Annotated in this window: 16 protein-coding genes and 5 tRNA genes; 20 read left to right on the plus strand and 1 reads right to left on the minus strand. The window is 31.3% G+C overall.

Going from position 1 to position 14,227, the window contains the following annotated elements:
• The first annotated feature begins 1 nt into the window (after position 1).
• From CSUB8523_RS02230 to CSUB8523_RS02260, 7 genes are all read left to right on the plus strand, one after another.
• A complete protein-coding gene (locus CSUB8523_RS02230; RefSeq protein WP_039663042.1) occupies positions 2-1,318 on the plus strand; it encodes an NCS2 family permease in 1,317 nt (438 codons plus the stop codon).
• A 9-nt stretch (positions 1,319-1,327) separates the two neighbouring features.
• Positions 1,328-1,768, plus strand: a complete 441-nt coding sequence (locus CSUB8523_RS02235; RefSeq protein ID WP_039663043.1) for a phosphoribosyltransferase — start codon at positions 1,328-1,330, stop codon at positions 1,766-1,768.
• A gap of 56 nt (positions 1,769-1,824) precedes the next feature.
• Positions 1,825-4,224 (plus strand): molybdopterin guanine dinucleotide-containing S/N-oxide reductase, encoded by a 2,400-nt coding sequence (locus CSUB8523_RS02240; protein WP_039663045.1) that lies wholly within the window; start codon positions 1,825-1,827, stop codon positions 4,222-4,224.
• 2 nt (positions 4,225-4,226) lie between these two features.
• A complete protein-coding gene (locus CSUB8523_RS02245) occupies positions 4,227-4,760 on the plus strand; it encodes a monoheme c-type cytochrome (protein ID WP_039663047.1) in 534 nt (177 codons plus the stop codon).
• Between the two features lie 6 nt (positions 4,761-4,766).
• Positions 4,767-5,924 carry a glycosyltransferase family 39 protein gene (locus tag CSUB8523_RS02250; protein ID WP_043019492.1) on the plus strand — a complete coding sequence of 386 codons (1,158 nt, stop codon included), beginning with the start codon at positions 4,767-4,769 and terminating at the stop codon, positions 5,922-5,924.
• The gene (locus CSUB8523_RS02255; protein ID WP_043019493.1) at positions 5,921-6,661 is read left to right on the plus strand and encodes a pilus assembly FimT family protein; all 741 of its coding nucleotides are present in this window, start codon (positions 5,921-5,923) and stop codon (positions 6,659-6,661) included. The genes CSUB8523_RS02250 and CSUB8523_RS02255 overlap by 4 nt, the downstream gene beginning before the upstream one ends.
• Before the next feature lie 390 nt (positions 6,662-7,051).
• Positions 7,052-8,260: a major outer membrane protein gene (locus CSUB8523_RS02260; RefSeq protein ID WP_043019494.1), complete on the plus strand. Its 1,209-nt coding sequence runs from the start codon at positions 7,052-7,054 to the stop codon at positions 8,258-8,260.
• A gap of 23 nt (positions 8,261-8,283) precedes the next feature.
• Here the strand turns inward: CSUB8523_RS02260 and CSUB8523_RS02265 are convergent, their stop codons facing one another.
• On the minus strand, positions 8,284-9,027 hold the full coding sequence (locus tag CSUB8523_RS02265; RefSeq protein WP_043019495.1) for a YaaA family protein: 744 nt from the start codon (positions 9,025-9,027) through the stop codon (positions 8,284-8,286).
• Between the two features lie 92 nt (positions 9,028-9,119).
• Between CSUB8523_RS02265 and CSUB8523_RS02270 the strand changes: the two genes are divergently transcribed.
• The 13 genes from CSUB8523_RS02270 to rplL all read left to right on the plus strand — a co-directional run bounded on the left by CSUB8523_RS02270 (position 9,120) and on the right by rplL (position 14,137).
• Positions 9,120-9,195, plus strand: a tRNA-Thr gene (locus CSUB8523_RS02270).
• A gap of 47 nt (positions 9,196-9,242) precedes the next feature.
• Positions 9,243-9,328: transfer RNA gene (locus CSUB8523_RS02275), tRNA-Tyr, on the plus strand.
• Positions 9,329-9,335: 7 nt separating this feature from the next.
• A tRNA-Gly gene (locus CSUB8523_RS02280) sits at positions 9,336-9,412 on the plus strand.
• A gap of 105 nt (positions 9,413-9,517) precedes the next feature.
• Positions 9,518-9,592 (plus strand) — tRNA-Thr (locus CSUB8523_RS02285).
• A gap of 65 nt (positions 9,593-9,657) precedes the next feature.
• A complete protein-coding gene (tuf, locus tag CSUB8523_RS02290) occupies positions 9,658-10,857 on the plus strand; it encodes an elongation factor Tu (protein ID WP_043019496.1) in 1,200 nt (399 codons plus the stop codon).
• Positions 10,858-10,896: 39 nt separating this feature from the next.
• Positions 10,897-11,055: a 50S ribosomal protein L33 gene (gene rpmG / locus CSUB8523_RS02295; protein ID WP_012661178.1), complete on the plus strand. Its 159-nt coding sequence runs from the start codon at positions 10,897-10,899 to the stop codon at positions 11,053-11,055.
• A gap of 21 nt (positions 11,056-11,076) precedes the next feature.
• Positions 11,077-11,152: transfer RNA gene (locus tag CSUB8523_RS02300), tRNA-Trp, on the plus strand.
• Positions 11,153-11,168: 16 nt separating this feature from the next.
• Positions 11,169-11,351, plus strand: a complete 183-nt coding sequence (gene secE, locus CSUB8523_RS02305; protein ID WP_039617745.1) for a preprotein translocase subunit SecE — start codon at positions 11,169-11,171, stop codon at positions 11,349-11,351.
• A 1-nt stretch (position 11,352) separates the two neighbouring features.
• On the plus strand, positions 11,353-11,886 hold the full coding sequence (gene nusG / locus CSUB8523_RS02310; RefSeq protein ID WP_087684660.1) for a transcription termination/antitermination protein NusG: 534 nt from the start codon (positions 11,353-11,355) through the stop codon (positions 11,884-11,886).
• Between the two features lie 27 nt (positions 11,887-11,913).
• Positions 11,914-12,339: a 50S ribosomal protein L11 gene (gene rplK, locus CSUB8523_RS02315; RefSeq protein ID WP_012661181.1), complete on the plus strand. Its 426-nt coding sequence runs from the start codon at positions 11,914-11,916 to the stop codon at positions 12,337-12,339.
• Positions 12,340-12,403: 64 nt separating this feature from the next.
• Positions 12,404-13,105 carry a 50S ribosomal protein L1 gene (gene rplA / locus CSUB8523_RS02320; RefSeq protein WP_039617747.1) on the plus strand — a complete coding sequence of 234 codons (702 nt, stop codon included), beginning with the start codon at positions 12,404-12,406 and terminating at the stop codon, positions 13,103-13,105.
• A 154-nt stretch (positions 13,106-13,259) separates the two neighbouring features.
• Positions 13,260-13,739: a 50S ribosomal protein L10 gene (rplJ, locus tag CSUB8523_RS02325; RefSeq protein WP_039617749.1), complete on the plus strand. Its 480-nt coding sequence runs from the start codon at positions 13,260-13,262 to the stop codon at positions 13,737-13,739.
• A gap of 20 nt (positions 13,740-13,759) precedes the next feature.
• Entirely contained in the window at positions 13,760-14,137 is a 378-nt protein-coding gene (gene rplL, locus CSUB8523_RS02330) for a 50S ribosomal protein L7/L12 (protein WP_043019497.1), read from the plus strand.
• Positions 14,138-14,227: the final 90 nt, after the last annotated feature.

Below are 14,227 nucleotides of genomic sequence, written 5' to 3' on the forward strand. Positions count from 1 at the left end.
AATGGATTTTTTTAAACTTAAAGAGCATAAAACTGATGTAAAAACTGAAATTTATGCAGGTATTGCTACTTTTTTGGCTATGATTTATATCATACCAGTAAATGCAAATATTATGAGTAATTCAGGTATGCCACTAGAAGCTTTGATTGTTGCAACAGCTTTGGTGACCATTATAGCAACGACTTTTAGTGCTTTGTTTTCTAACACTCCTGTGGCTATGAGTGTGGGTATGGGTTTAAATGCATACTTTACATTTAGTGTTTGCAATACCTATCAAGTTCCTTGGCAAAGCGCTTTGGGTGCGGTATTTTTATCAGGTGTTATTTTTACTTTATTATCTTTTACTAATTTTAGAATTTGGGTTATTAAAAGTATACCAAATGACTTAAGAAAAGCAATATCAGCTGGCATTGGGACTTTTATTGCTTTTATGGGTCTTGTACAAATGGGAATTATCACTAAAAATGAAGCAACTTTGGTGGGGTTGGGAGATTTTTCAAGTACTAAGGTGCTTTTTGGTCTATTTGGCTTGTTTTTGGTTTTTGTTTTTTGGGCATGGAGAATTAAAGCAGCGTTTATTTTAGCTGTTTTTGTAAGTGCTTTGTGTGCTTGGATTTTTGGTATTGATGGAGCGCAGTTTCCAGAACAAATTTTATCTTTACCTGTGATTAGTGGAGATAATGGTTTGAGTGCAATTTTTGGTAAGCTTGATATCCAAGGTGCATTGGAGCTTAGTATGATACCAGTGGTATTGACGTTTTTTGTGACACAATTATTTGATAGTGTAGGTACTATTACTGGTGTAGGTTCAAGAGGGAAAATTTTTGATGATCCAAAGCAAGGTGAGAAAAAATTAGGTAAAACCTTAGGGGCTGATGCAGCAAGTTCAGCTATGGGTGCAGTAGTTGGAACTTCTACTGTAACTGCTTTTGTGGAAAGTTCAGCAGGGGTAGAAGCAGGAGGTAGAACAGGTCTTACAGCTTTAGTTACTGCTATATGTTTTGTTTTTACTTTATTTTTATTGCCTGTGTTTAAAGCTATTCCTGCAAATTCGATTTACCCTATTTTAGTGCTTGTTGGGGTTTTGATGTTTATGGAAGTTGCAAGTATTAATTTTAAAGATAAAGCGATTGCAGTGAGTGCGTTTTTTATTATTATTATGATGCCACTGACTTATTCTATTACTACAGGTTTTGCATTTGGTTTTATTGCGTATTTATTGATGCGTCTTATGCAAAAAGAACTAGATAAAATTAATCTTGGTATCATTGTTTTAAGCGCGATTTCGCTGCTAGTATTTTTATTACAATTTTTATAGGAAGTGATTATGTATTATTATGCTTATGAAGAATTTCAAAAAGAAATTATCCCTTTTACACGTAAAATTAAAGAAGAATTTAATCCAGATGTTTTGCTTGCTATAGCAAGAGGTGGTATGACTTTAGGGCATTTTTTAGCTGAAGGTATGGGAAATAGAAATTTATTTTCTTTAAATTCAATTCATTATGAAGATACGCAAAAATTAGATACGATTAAAATTTTTAATATTCCTGATCTTAGTACATATAAGAAAATTCTTTTAGTAGATGATATTATTGATAGCGGTGAAACAATGATAGAAATCAAAAGAGTTTTAATGGAAAAATACCCTCACTTAGAGCTTAAGGTTGCGAGTATTTTTTATAAGTCATCAGCCTTGTTAATTCCTGAATTTTATATCAAAGAAGCTAAAGAATGGATAGAATTTTTTTGGAATATTAAATTTTAGGCTTTTAAAAGAAATAATGTAATAATATTTGCATATTACTTTGAAAGGATATTTTCATGAAATTAACAAGAAGAAAATTTTTAAAGGGTTTAGCTGCAAGTTCAGCTATTGTTACTGTTAATCCTCTAATGGCCGCAGGCGAGGGAACTAAATTTTATAACACTAAAAAAATTCCTCATGCAACACATTTTGGAGCTTTTTGGGCTGAAGTTAATTCAGAAGGTAAGCTTGTAAAAGTTACTCCACAGCAATCTGACAAACATCCTTCTATTATTACTGATGCTATCGTTGACAGAACTTATTCAGATACTAGGGTAAAATATCCTTGTGTAAGAAAAAGTTTTTTAGAAGGTAAAAAAAGACCTAAATTAAGAGGTAAAGAGCCTTTTGTAAGAGTAAGTTGGGAAAAAGCAATGGATCTTATATTGGAAAAACTAAAAGAAACCCCTATTGAAAATTTGTTTAATGCAAGCTATGGTGCTTGGGGTCATGTTGGTTTATTACATAATTGTAATTCAGTGGCAGGAAGATTTTTTAATACAGCTTTGGGTGGTCACATAGGAACTGATGGAGAATACAGTAATGGTGCTGCAGGTAGGGTCAATGCGACTATAATGGGAGATTTGGAAGTTTATTCTTTACAAACTGCGCATGAAGTTATTTTGGAAAATACTCAAGTTTATGTTCTATGGGGTGCTGATTTATATAAATGTAATCAAATTGATTATAAAGTGGCTAATCGTGGTAATGATGATTATTATAAAAAATACAGTAAGTCAAATATTAAATTTATTACTATTGATCCTCAGTACACTCAAACAGCAGAAATTTTAAATGCAGAATGGATTAAAATTCGTCCAAATACCGATGTTGCTTTGATGCTTGGAATGATGAATTATCTGTATAAAAGTGGAAAATATGATAAGAATTTTATAGAAAAATATACTGACGGTTTTGATAAATTTTTACCTTATTTACTTGGGAAAACTGATGGGGTTGATAAAACTCCAGCTTGGGCTGCAAATATTACAGGGGTAGAAGAAAATGTAATTACTGCATTAGCAGATACCTTTGTAAAAAATAGAACTTTCTTAGCTGGTAATTGGGCTATGCAAAGAGCGCAACATGGAGAACAAGCTGATTGGACATTGATGGTTTTAGCTTCTATGATAGGTCAAGTGGGTTTGCCTGGTGGAGGATTTGGTTTTTCTATGCATTATGCAGGTGGTGGACAAGCATTTTCAGGCGTAAGACTTCCAGTTGGATTGCCACAAGGTAAAAACAATCTTGATACAAATATTCCTGCAAGTAGAGTTTCAGAAGCAATTTTAAATCCAGGTAAAACTGTAAAATTCAAAGGCAAGGAAATCACTTATCCAAAAATCAAAATGATGTATGTAGTCGGTGCTTCTGTATTGGGCCATCACCCAGACACCAATGAGCTAATCAAAGCTTTAAGAACTCTTGATACATTAATTGTACATGAGCCTTGGTGGACTCCTATGGCAAAAATGGCAGACATTGTTTTACCTTCAACTACTACATTAGAAAGAGATGATATAAGTTTTGGTGGATCATACTCGCAAGATTATGTTTATGCTATGAAAAAAGTGATTGAGCCTTATTTTGAAAGTAGAAATGATTATGATATTTTTGAAGAATTAGCAAAAAGAATAGGGGAAAGAGAGTATAAAAAATTTACTGGTGGTAAAACTAAACAAGAATGGCTTGAAGGATTTTATGGTAGAAGTGATTGCCCTTATTATATGGAATTTGCAGATTTTTGGAAACAAGGTTTTGTGCATTTTGAACCTCCAAAAGAAGCTTATAACTTCGTAAGACACTCTGAATTTAGAGCAGATCCGGTGGTAAATAAACTTGCCACAGAAAGTGGTAAAATTCAAATTTATTCTCCTAAATTTGAAAGTTATAAATTGGAAGATTTTAAAGCACATCCAACTTGGTTTGAACCAGCTGAGTGGCTTGGCAATGAAAAATTAGTCAAAAAATACCCTTTCCATTTATTAAGTCCACATCCAAGATATAGAGTTCATTCTCAACTTGATAATACTTGGGTAAGAGATTTGTATAAAATTCAAGGCAGAGAACCTGTAGTTATTAATACAAATGATGCTAAAAAACTTGGCATTGCTCATGGAGAAGTTGTAGAGGTATATAATGATCGCGGTTCACTTTTAGCAGGTGCATTTGTAACCGATAATATTATGGAAGGAGTTATTAGCATCCAAGAAGGTGCTTGGTATGATCCTGAAGATATTAGTGATAGCAAACCAAGATGTAATGCAGGTCATGTAAATGTATTAACCAGCTCAAGACCAACTTCAACTATGGCTCAAGCTACGAGTGTAAATACTTGTCTTGTTGGTATTAAAAAATTAAAAGAAGTTATAAAACCTTATAACTCAACAACACCACCTGAAATTATAGGAGCTTAATAATGAGAAAAATTATTTTAACATTTATATTTTTAACTAGCACTTTGTTTGCTAAAGATATGTTTATTTTTAATGAAAAAGTTGATCTTTTAGATAGTGCTAGTAAAAAAGTTGTGGGGCAAATTTATGAAGGCTCTAAAGTAGAATTGATAAAAAAAGAAGGTGATTATTCTTTGATAAAAGTTAAAGGTGAGGTAGTGGAATCAAATCCAAAAAGCCTTGCTTTTACTAAGGATGGAATTTATCTTTTACTCACTTTGAATTCTGAAAATGCAAAAAATGAAATGGAATTTTTGGTAAAAAATAAAGATTTAACAGATCAAGAAATTCTTGCTTGGGATGCAATAGAATTAACTTATTATGACACATGTACAAGTTGCCATGCTGCTCATAAACCAAAAGAACACTTAATGGAAGAATGGGATGCGTATTTATCAGCTATGCAAGGTTTTGCAAAAATTAATGATGCAGAAAAAGATAGAATTTTAAGATTCTTACAATCTCATGCAAGTAATGGACCTGTAAAACTTGATTAATTAAAAATGAAAAGGTATTTATTCGCCGTTTTATTTTTTGATTTTTGTGCTTTATTGTATGGTATAAGCACTTTATCTATAAGCTACAATGAAGCACAAATTTATTTTTATGATCATAGTATAATTGCTATGATCGCTAGATTTGGTACTAGTCTTTTTGGTCAAAATGATTTTGGATTAAGACTTCCTTTTGTTTTATTACATTCTTTAAGTTGTATTTTGTTGTATATTTTAGCTTTAAGATATACTAAAACTTCTTTTGATGCCTTTATTTCCGTTGTACTTTTTATATTGCTTCCTGGTAGTGTAGTCAGTGCTTTACTTATCAATGAATCAAGCATTGTAATATTTTTCACGCTTTTAATTTTAGTATTATTTGAATATAAAAAAATCTTTTTATTTTATATTTTATTAGTTTTAGTTCTTTTTGTAGATGAAAATTTTGCAATTTTATATTTATCTTTTTTCTTCTATGCTATTTATAAAAAAGATAAATTACTTATCGTGTGTGCTTTGATTTTATTTATTATTGCAATGAGTGTTTATGGTTTTGACGCAAGCGGAAAACCTAAAGGATATTTTTTGGATACTTTAGGCATTTTTGCAGCTTGCTTTTCACCTTTAGTTTTTCTTTATTTTTTTTATGTTATTTATAGAATTCTTTTGCAAGATGATAAGCCACTTTTATGGTTTATTAGTGCAACTACTTTTGTTTTTTGTTTAATTTTTTCCATAAGACAAAGACTTTTTTTAGAGGATTTTTTGCCTTTTTGTGTGGTTTGTACTCCATTGCTAATTCGCTATTTAATGTCCTCATATCGCTCTAGAATGCCGCAATTGCGTTTAAAACATAAAATTTTTATCGAATGTTCTTTAGTGTTTTTGTTGTTTTTTTATGTGGGCATTATTTTCAATCAAGTGTTTTATTATCTGCTAAAAGATCCAAAAAAACATTTTGCTTACGATTATCATATAGCCAAAGAATTAGCTCTAAATTTAAAACAACACAATCTCACACACATTTTTACCCAAGATAAAGAACTAGCCCTAAGACTTAAATTTTATGGTATTTCTGAAGGTAAGCTAGAACTTCATTCTAGTAAAAAAGCTAGCAAGATCTATGTTAGTTTGGGCAAGCATAATGTTTATTATTCTATAAAATGAAACAAGCTTTTACTTTAATAGAACTAGTTTTTGTTTGTATTATATTATCTTTATTATTTTCTATGGCTTATGTTTATTATAAGCCTGATTATTTACGTTTAGGAGCTGAGCAAGTTTTAAATGATATCAAATACACAAGACACTTAGCTTTAATACAAAATGATTTCAGAGTTAAAGAATTTAACATTGCTAAACGAGAGTGGTTTAAGGCTAAATGGCAGCTGTATTTTATACGATCAAAATCTGCTACAAACAATGAACAAACTTATACCATTTTTTTAGATAAAAATGGTGATGGTAATGCAAATATAGGTAAAAATATGACTAATAAAGACAGAGAAATAGCAGTTGATCTTATCAACCCTAATATACTAATGAACTCAGGTCAAAGTGGGGTGATAAACCAAAATGATTTTAAAGCAAATTCGAAATACAACATAGAAAAAACTTATGGTATATCTAAGGTTTTATTTGAAGGTGCTTGTAAAGGAAGTACGCGTTTAATTTTTGATGATTACGGTCGTTTGTATACACCTTTAAAAAATGCCATGCGTGCTTATGATAAACTTGCATCTTTTAATAATGATTGTATTGTAAGATTATCTAATAACCAAAATAAACATATATGTATTATTATAAATCCTATTAGTGGCTATGCTTATATCCCTAAATTTTCTTCAAATAAAACACAAAATATTATACTTAATAATAAAAACACTTATTGTCATACTTTATAAGATATATTGATGGTGTATTGCCCCTTCCTCAGTTTCCAAACATTAACCATCAAAGAGCATAATTATACTTGTAAAAGCAAACATTCATAGATAACTCCTTAGTTTTTAAAGATCTAGTTTTTTACTAGATCTTTAAAGATATATTCTAAATGCAAATTGTAAAATGTTTTCATAAGTAATTAACCAATTAAAGCAAACTAGTATTTTTATTTATTCTTAAATGTATTTTTATAATCAACTCTTTAGTATATAAAAGTTATATCTTTTAGTTTAATATTTTATCTTATTAATTAACTTCATAAATATACAATTTTACTAACTTTAAGAATTCTTATATAAAACTGTGCTATAATACAAGTCATAGTTTTAATTTTAATAAGGAGAATTCTCATGAAACTAGTTAAACTTAGTTTAGTAGCAGCTTTAGCTGCAGGTGCTTTTTCAGCAGCTAATGCTGTTTCACTTGAAGAAGCTATAAAAGATGTTGATGTATCAGGAATGTTTAGATACAGATTCCAATCTGATAGATTAGAGCAAGGTGATACAATTGACAATGGTTACAATAGCTCTAAAAACAACACACACAATTATAAAGCTCAATTAAATTTTAAAGCAGCTTTAGATGATAATTTTAAAGCTTTTGTTCAATTCCAATATACTTCAAAAGATTCTGGTTTTGGTCAAGGAACAACAGGAACAGATACTGGTTCTACATTTGCTGTTCAACAAGCTTACTTAGAATATACTAACGAAGCTTATGCTACAAGCATTGCTTTTGGTAAAATGGAAGTTGGTTCAATCTGGACTGATGATGCTGTAGGAACAGGTAGTAAAATTATCAATAACTCTATCGAAGGTTTAACTTTTGCTGGTTTTTGGTTTGATGCTTTCAACTGGAACAATGACGGAGATTATACAGATACAAAATTACCTAAATCATCACTATATGGTGCAGCTGTATTAGGTGATTTTGATCCATTTGCTTTCCAATTATGGGCAGCATATTCAGCAAGCAATGCTTTCTTATATGCAGTAGATGCTAGTTATAAATTCGCATTTAATGATATGAATTTTAAAATTCAAGGTCAATACTTAGGAAATAGCCTAGAAAGTGATTTTGAAAAATTTTATGAAAATGGTGTAGATGATGGTAACTTCTATGCTGCTAAATTCAGCGGACAAATCTCTGCCTTTGATTTCCAAGCAGGTGTTATCGGCTATGGTGAAAAAGATAAAATTACTGTAGTTACTTTAGAGGATACAGGTAGAGTAATAGCTCCAGCTAAACAAATTTTCTATTCAGATGGTAGTAAATTAACTGGGGACATGGGTGAAAACTTCTTCTATTTTGCAGGTTTAGGTTATACTTTTGCTGAAACCTTAAGAGTAGGATTTGACTATACTGGTGGTTCAACTGAATATGCAGCAGGTAGAGCTGATACTGACAAAAACGAATATACAGCAAGTGTATCTTATGCTTATAGTCCAAAACTTACATTTAGTGGATTTTATTCTTTCTTAACTGAAGATTTAAACACTAATGGTGAAGATGATAAAAAAGATCAATTCATCAGACTTGAAGCTTTATACAAATTCTAATTTTACAAGCTAAGCCTTTTGGCTTAGCTTACTACTATATCTAAAACAATTTCCTCTTTTAATCCTTGTATTTTAATCTCTTTTATTTTTAATTCATTAGGTAAGTTTTCAAGCAAAGTTTCTTTGTTATGTACATCTTTACTTGCTAATACTCTGAGTATTTTACCTCTATAAGCTTTTGCGAAATGACTTAAAGTTTTGGAATTTTTTAAAAAAGTGAGAGTAATAAAGGGTTGTTTAATGGTGTAAAATTTCTCATAAAATTTAGCTCTAAGATCAATTATTAATTCATTTTCTAAAAATTTATCAACTTCATTAGAAAAATTATCCTTATAAAATTTTTCTATATTAAAATATTTGATTTTTTCTCCTTGTTTTAATTTATAATAAGGTATTAAATCTTTTGCTAAAATAGGTCCAAAAAGATTAGAAAATATTAAAACATTCTCATCTATGTATTTTCTTGAATCCTCATTTAAATTCTCATAGTCTAAATATTCAAAAGCAACCCCATTGTATCTTTGAATAGCTTTATTTGTATCTTTTGTTATAATATCTTGAGTTAATTCTTGCATTTCATTTATATCTTTTATACCAAAAAACTTTTCAAGTTCGCCTTCATTGCATTGCTTTATATGATTTTTATATTTTGCAAGCACTTCTAGTCTTTTACTATATAAATTACTAAAAACAAAAGAGTCTTCATTTATACAAGTTTGTGTGTTTGTTTTACTTTTGTTTTCACTAGGTGAAAATAAAATTTTCATATTTAATCCTTTATTTTTTTTAAAATTATACAAAATTATTCAAAACACTTGACATTAATTCAAAATTACATTATAATTCAACTTTATTTTTTGCTGGTTTAGCTCAGTTGGTAGAGCAGCTGCCTTGTAAGCAGCAGGTCGGGGGTTCAAGTCCCTTAACCAGCTCCATTGTTAATAGCAGTGTTTGACCAGAAATAAAAAGCATTTTTATTCATGGTGAGTTACTCAAGTGGCCAACGAGGGCAGACTGTAAATCTGCTGGCTTTCGCCTTCCGTGGTTCGAATCCACGACTCACCACCATTGCTTTGCGGGAGTAGCTCAGTTGGCTAGAGCATCAGCCTTCCAAGCTGAGGGTCGCGGGTTCGAGTCCCGTTTCCCGCTCCAACCTAATTTTGGTAGAGTGAAACTGGGAGCTGTTTTTAAATTCAGAATTTCTAGCAGTTTCAAATTTCCAAAATTTTATAATTTATGTTTTTAATTTTTCTGAGCGCTCGTATGGCTCAGAGGTAGAGCACTCCCTTGGTAAGGGAGAGGTCGCGGGTTCAAGTCCCGCTATGAGCTCCATTGATTTCAAAAGATTATAAAACATAAATTAGTATTTGTTTGTAAATTTTATATGGAGGAAAAAGATGGCTAAAGAAAAATTTTCACGTAATAAGCCTCACGTAAATATTGGTACTATTGGTCATGTTGACCATGGTAAAACTACTTTAACAGCTGCTATCTCTGCTGTTCTTTCAAGAAGAGGTTTGGCTGAGCTTAAAGATTATGATAATATCGACAATGCTCCTGAAGAAAAAGAGCGTGGTATTACTATTGCAACTTCTCACATTGAGTATGAAACAGAAAATCGTCACTATGCTCACGTAGACTGCCCAGGTCACGCTGACTATGTTAAAAACATGATTACTGGTGCTGCTCAAATGGACGGTGCTATTCTTGTTGTTTCTGCTGCAGATGGTCCAATGCCACAAACTAGAGAGCATATCTTACTTTCTCGTCAAGTAGGTGTACCATATATCGTTGTTTTCATGAACAAAGCTGATATGGTTGATGACGCTGAATTATTAGAACTAGTTGAAATGGAAATTAGAGAACTATTAAGTTCTTATGACTTCCCAGGAGATGACACTCCAATTATTTCAGGTTCTGCTTTACAAGCTCTTGAAGAAGCAAAAGCTGGACAAGATGGTGAATGGTCTAAAAAAATCCTAGATCTTATGGCGGCAGTTGATGAGTATATCCCAACTCCAACTCGTGATACAGATAAAGATTTCTTAATGCCAATTGAAGATGTATTCTCAATTTCAGGTCGTGGTACAGTTGTTACTGGTAGAATTGAAAAAGGTGTTGTTAAAGTTGGTGACACTATTGAAATCGTTGGTATTAGAGAAACACAAAGTACTACAGTAACTGGTGTTGAAATGTTTAGAAAAGAAATGGATCAAGGTGAAGCAGGTGATAACGTAGGTGTTCTTCTACGTGGTACTAAAAAAGAAGATGTTCTTCGTGGTATGGTTCTTGCTAAACCAAAATCAATTACTCCACATACTGACTTTGAAGCAGAAGTTTATATCTTAAATAAAGATGAAGGTGGTCGTCATACTCCATTCTTTAATAACTATAGACCACAGTTCTATGTAAGAACAACAGATGTTACTGGTTCTATCCAACTTGCAGAAGGTGTTGAAATGGTTATGCCAGGTGAGAATGTTAGAATTACTGTAAGTCTTATTGCTCCAGTTGCACTTGAAGAAGGAACTCGTTTTGCTATCCGTGAAGGTGGACGTACTGTTGGTTCAGGTGTTGTTTCTAAAATTATTAAATAATTATAAGCGAGATTTTATCTCGCTTTTTAAGGAATAAAAATGAGAATTAAAGTTGGCTTGAAATGTGAAGAGTGCGGTGATATTAATTACAGTACTTTTAAAAATAGTAAAAATACAACTGAGAAATTAGAATTAAAAAAATATTGCCCAAGATTAAAAAAACATACAATACACAAAGAAGTTAAATTAAAAAGTTAAGGCTTTTATATAAAAGCCCTTAGGGCAATAGCTCCAACGGTAGAGCGCCGGATTCCAAATCCGATGGTTGGGGGTTCGAATCCCTCTTGCCCTGCCACAAAATAAGGTAAAATATGGAAAAACTAATAACTTATTTTAAATTGTCAAAAGCTGAATTATCAAAAGTCATTTGGCCTTTGAAAGAGCAAGTTAGAAATGCTTATATTACAGTTTTTGTAGTTGTTACTGTTGTTTCATTATTTTTAGCATTGGTTGACTTGATTATGTCATTTTCATTATCTAAGATAATAGGATAAAATAATGAATCATAAATGGTATGCAATTCAAACCTACGCAGGTAGTGAAATGGCTGTAAAAAGAGCCATAGAAAATTTAGTTAGAGATCATGGAATTCAAGAGCAATTACTAGAAGTAATTGTCCCCACTGAAGATGTGATCGAATTTAAAAATGGTAAAGAAAAAATAAGCGAAAGAAGTTTATATTCAGGTTATGTATTTGCCAATATTGACTTATCAACAGAACTTTGGCATAAAATTCAATCTTTACCAAAGGTTGGTCGTTTTATAGGGGAAAGTAAAAAACCAACCCCATTGAGTGAAAAAGATATCAATCTTATTTTAGAAAAGGTGAAAAATAAAGCAGCACCTAAACCTAAAATTTCATTTGATAAAGAAGAAAGTGTAAGAATAACCGAAGGTCCTTTTGCAAACTTTGTTGGTATTGTAGAAGAATATGATATGGTTAGAGGAGTTTTAAAGCTGAATGTTTCAATATTTGGCAGATCAACTCCGGTAGAGATCTTATACTCTCAAGTTGAAAAAATAGTTTGATAATATAGCAAGTAAAGGAGAAAGTTTATGGCTAAAAAAGTCGTAGGAGAAATAAAATTACAAATAGCTGCTACTAAAGCTAATCCATCGCCTCCAGTTGGTCCTGCTTTGGGTCAACAAGGTGTTAATATTATGGAATTTTGTAAAGCATTTAATGAAAGAACAAAAGATATGGCTGGTTTTAATATTCCAGTTGTTATTACTGTTTATGCAGATAAAAGCTTTACATTTATTACAAAACAACCACCAGCTACAGATTTGATCAAAAAAGCTGCGGGTATTTCTAAGGGTGCGGATAATCCTTTAAAAAACAAAGTAGGTAAATTAACTAAAGCACAAGTTTTAGAAATTGTTGATAAAAAAATAGCTGATATGAACACAAAAGATAGAGAGCAAGCTGCTAAGATTATTATGGGTTCAGCTCGTTCTATGGGTGTTGAAATCGTAGATTAATACTCTTTACCGCCAAGAGTTTAAAAAGGCGGTAGCACTTTATATAAAATGCGGAGAAAAATTAATGTCTAAAAATACTAAAAGATTTACAGAATTATTAAAAAAAATTGATTCAAATAAAAATTACTTAATGGATGAAGCAATAAGTACAGTTAAAACTCTTGCTTCTGCTAAATTTGATGAAACAGTTGAAATTGCTTTAAAATTAAATGTTGATCCAAGACATGCAGATCAAATGGTAAGAGGTAGTGTAGTTTTACCTTGTGGTACTGGTAAAAAAGTACGTGTTGCTGTTATTGCAAAAGATGCAAAAGCAGATGAGGCTAAAAATGCAGGTGCTGATATAGTTGGTAGTGATGATTTAGTAGAAGAAATTCAAAAAGGAAATATGAATTTTGATGTTTTAATTGCTACACCAAATTTAATGGGTTTAGTTGGTAAAGTAGGTCGTATTTTAGGACCTAAAGGTTTGATGCCAAATCCTAAAACAGGTACTGTGACAATGGATGTTGCGCAAGCTGTAAATAATGCTAAAAATGGTCAAGTTAACTTCCGTGTTGATAAACAAGGAAATATCCATGCAGGTTTGGGTAAAGTTAGCTTTACTCAAGAGCAATTAAAAGAAAATATGACAGCATTTGTAAAAGCTATTAATAAACACAAGCCAGCTGCTGCAAAAGGAAGATATATTAAAAATGCTAGTCTTTCTTTGACTATGAGTCCTTCTCTTTCTCTTGATACTCAAGAATTACTTGATACAAAATAAAATTAATGAGAGTTTTACTCTCATTAATAAAAATTAGATAAGATAATAACTTTTATTTTATCTAATTTTTATCTTAGATTGGAGATAGCCGAGGTCTTAGGACTTAATTAGATTTTCTGCTCTGCTTGAAATCACCGGTCGGAAAGGAGTAAAGATGACTAAAAGCCAAAAAGTTGAACTTGTTTCTAAACTTGAAGAAGGTTTTAAAGCTAGCGAAGCTGTTGTAGTTTGTAACTATAAGGGTTTAAATACTAAAAAACTTGAAGAGTTAAGAAATAATGCAAGAGAAATGGATGTTAAAGTTCAAATTATTAAAAATACTTTAGCAAGTATTGCTCTTAAAAATGCCGGCAAAGATGGAATGGAACTTAAAGATACTAATATATATCTTTGGGGTGAAGACCAATTAAATGTTTCAAAAGTTGCTGATAAATTTAGCGAAGCTAATCAAGCATTTGAGATCAAAACTGCATTTATCGAAGGTGAAGTTGCTTCTGTAGATAAAGTTAAAGCTTTAGCTAAAATGCCTTCTCGCAATGAATTACTTGCTATGCTTTTGCAAGTTTGGAATGCACCAATTACCAATTTTACAATTGGATTAAATGCATTAAAAGAAAAAAAAGAAGCTGAATAAAATTATAAAAAGGATAAAAAATGGCAATTACTAAAGAAGATGTATTAGAATTTATTTCTAACCTAAGTGTTCTTGAGCTTTCAGAATTAGTAAAAGAATTTGAAGAAAAATTTGGTGTTTCTGCTGCTCCAGTTATGGTTGCAGGTGCTGTTGCTGCAGGTGCTGCAGGTGCTACTGCTGAAGAAAAAACTGAATTTGATATCGTATTACAAGATGGTGGTGATAAAAAAATCAACGTAATTAAAGTTGTTCGTGCTTTAACTGGTCTTGGATTAAAAGAAGCAAAAGATACTGTTGAGCAAACTCCATCAGTTCTTAAAGAAGGTGTTAGTAAAGCTGAAGCTGAAGAAGCTAAAAAACAACTTGAAGAAGCTGGCGCTAAGGTTGAGCTTAAATAATTTTTTATTTTTTAAAAGAAAGGATCGTGTATCCTTTCTTGTTTTCCTTTAATTAGGATTCTTTCTTTCAATACTTTTACCATGGGGTAT

It is taken from the genome of Campylobacter subantarcticus LMG 24377, assembly GCF_000816305.1.
Classification (GTDB): domain Bacteria; phylum Campylobacterota; class Campylobacteria; order Campylobacterales; family Campylobacteraceae; genus Campylobacter_D; species Campylobacter_D subantarcticus.

Bases quoted from the DNA above. Each gene is read 5' to 3' on its own strand.
- CSUB8523_RS02245 (WP_039663047.1), top strand. From the start codon at position 4,227: ATGAGAAAAATTATTTTAACATTTATATTTTTAACTAGCACTTTGTTT.
- rplJ (WP_039617749.1), top strand. From the start codon at position 13,260: ATGACTAAAAGCCAAAAAGTTGAACTTGTTTCTAAACTTGAAGAAGGT.
- rplL (WP_043019497.1), top strand. From the start codon at position 13,760: ATGGCAATTACTAAAGAAGATGTATTAGAATTTATTTCTAACCTAAGT.
- secE (WP_039617745.1), top strand. From the start codon at position 11,169: ATGGAAAAACTAATAACTTATTTTAAATTGTCAAAAGCTGAATTATCA.
- CSUB8523_RS02255 (WP_043019493.1), top strand. From the start codon at position 5,921: ATGAAACAAGCTTTTACTTTAATAGAACTAGTTTTTGTTTGTATTATA.
- tuf (WP_043019496.1), top strand. From the start codon at position 9,658: ATGGCTAAAGAAAAATTTTCACGTAATAAGCCTCACGTAAATATTGGT.
- CSUB8523_RS02265 (WP_043019495.1), bottom strand. From the start codon at position 9,027: ATGAAAATTTTATTTTCACCTAGTGAAAACAAAAGTAAAACAAACACA.
- CSUB8523_RS02230 (WP_039663042.1), top strand. From the start codon at position 2: ATGGATTTTTTTAAACTTAAAGAGCATAAAACTGATGTAAAAACTGAA.
- rplK (WP_012661181.1), top strand. From the start codon at position 11,914: ATGGCTAAAAAAGTCGTAGGAGAAATAAAATTACAAATAGCTGCTACT.
- CSUB8523_RS02235 (WP_039663043.1), top strand. From the start codon at position 1,328: ATGTATTATTATGCTTATGAAGAATTTCAAAAAGAAATTATCCCTTTT.
- CSUB8523_RS02240 (WP_039663045.1), top strand. From the start codon at position 1,825: ATGAAATTAACAAGAAGAAAATTTTTAAAGGGTTTAGCTGCAAGTTCA.
- CSUB8523_RS02260 (WP_043019494.1), top strand. From the start codon at position 7,052: ATGAAACTAGTTAAACTTAGTTTAGTAGCAGCTTTAGCTGCAGGTGCT.
- rpmG (WP_012661178.1), top strand. From the start codon at position 10,897: ATGAGAATTAAAGTTGGCTTGAAATGTGAAGAGTGCGGTGATATTAAT.
- rplA (WP_039617747.1), top strand. From the start codon at position 12,404: ATGTCTAAAAATACTAAAAGATTTACAGAATTATTAAAAAAAATTGAT.
- CSUB8523_RS02250 (WP_043019492.1), top strand. From the start codon at position 4,767: ATGAAAAGGTATTTATTCGCCGTTTTATTTTTTGATTTTTGTGCTTTA.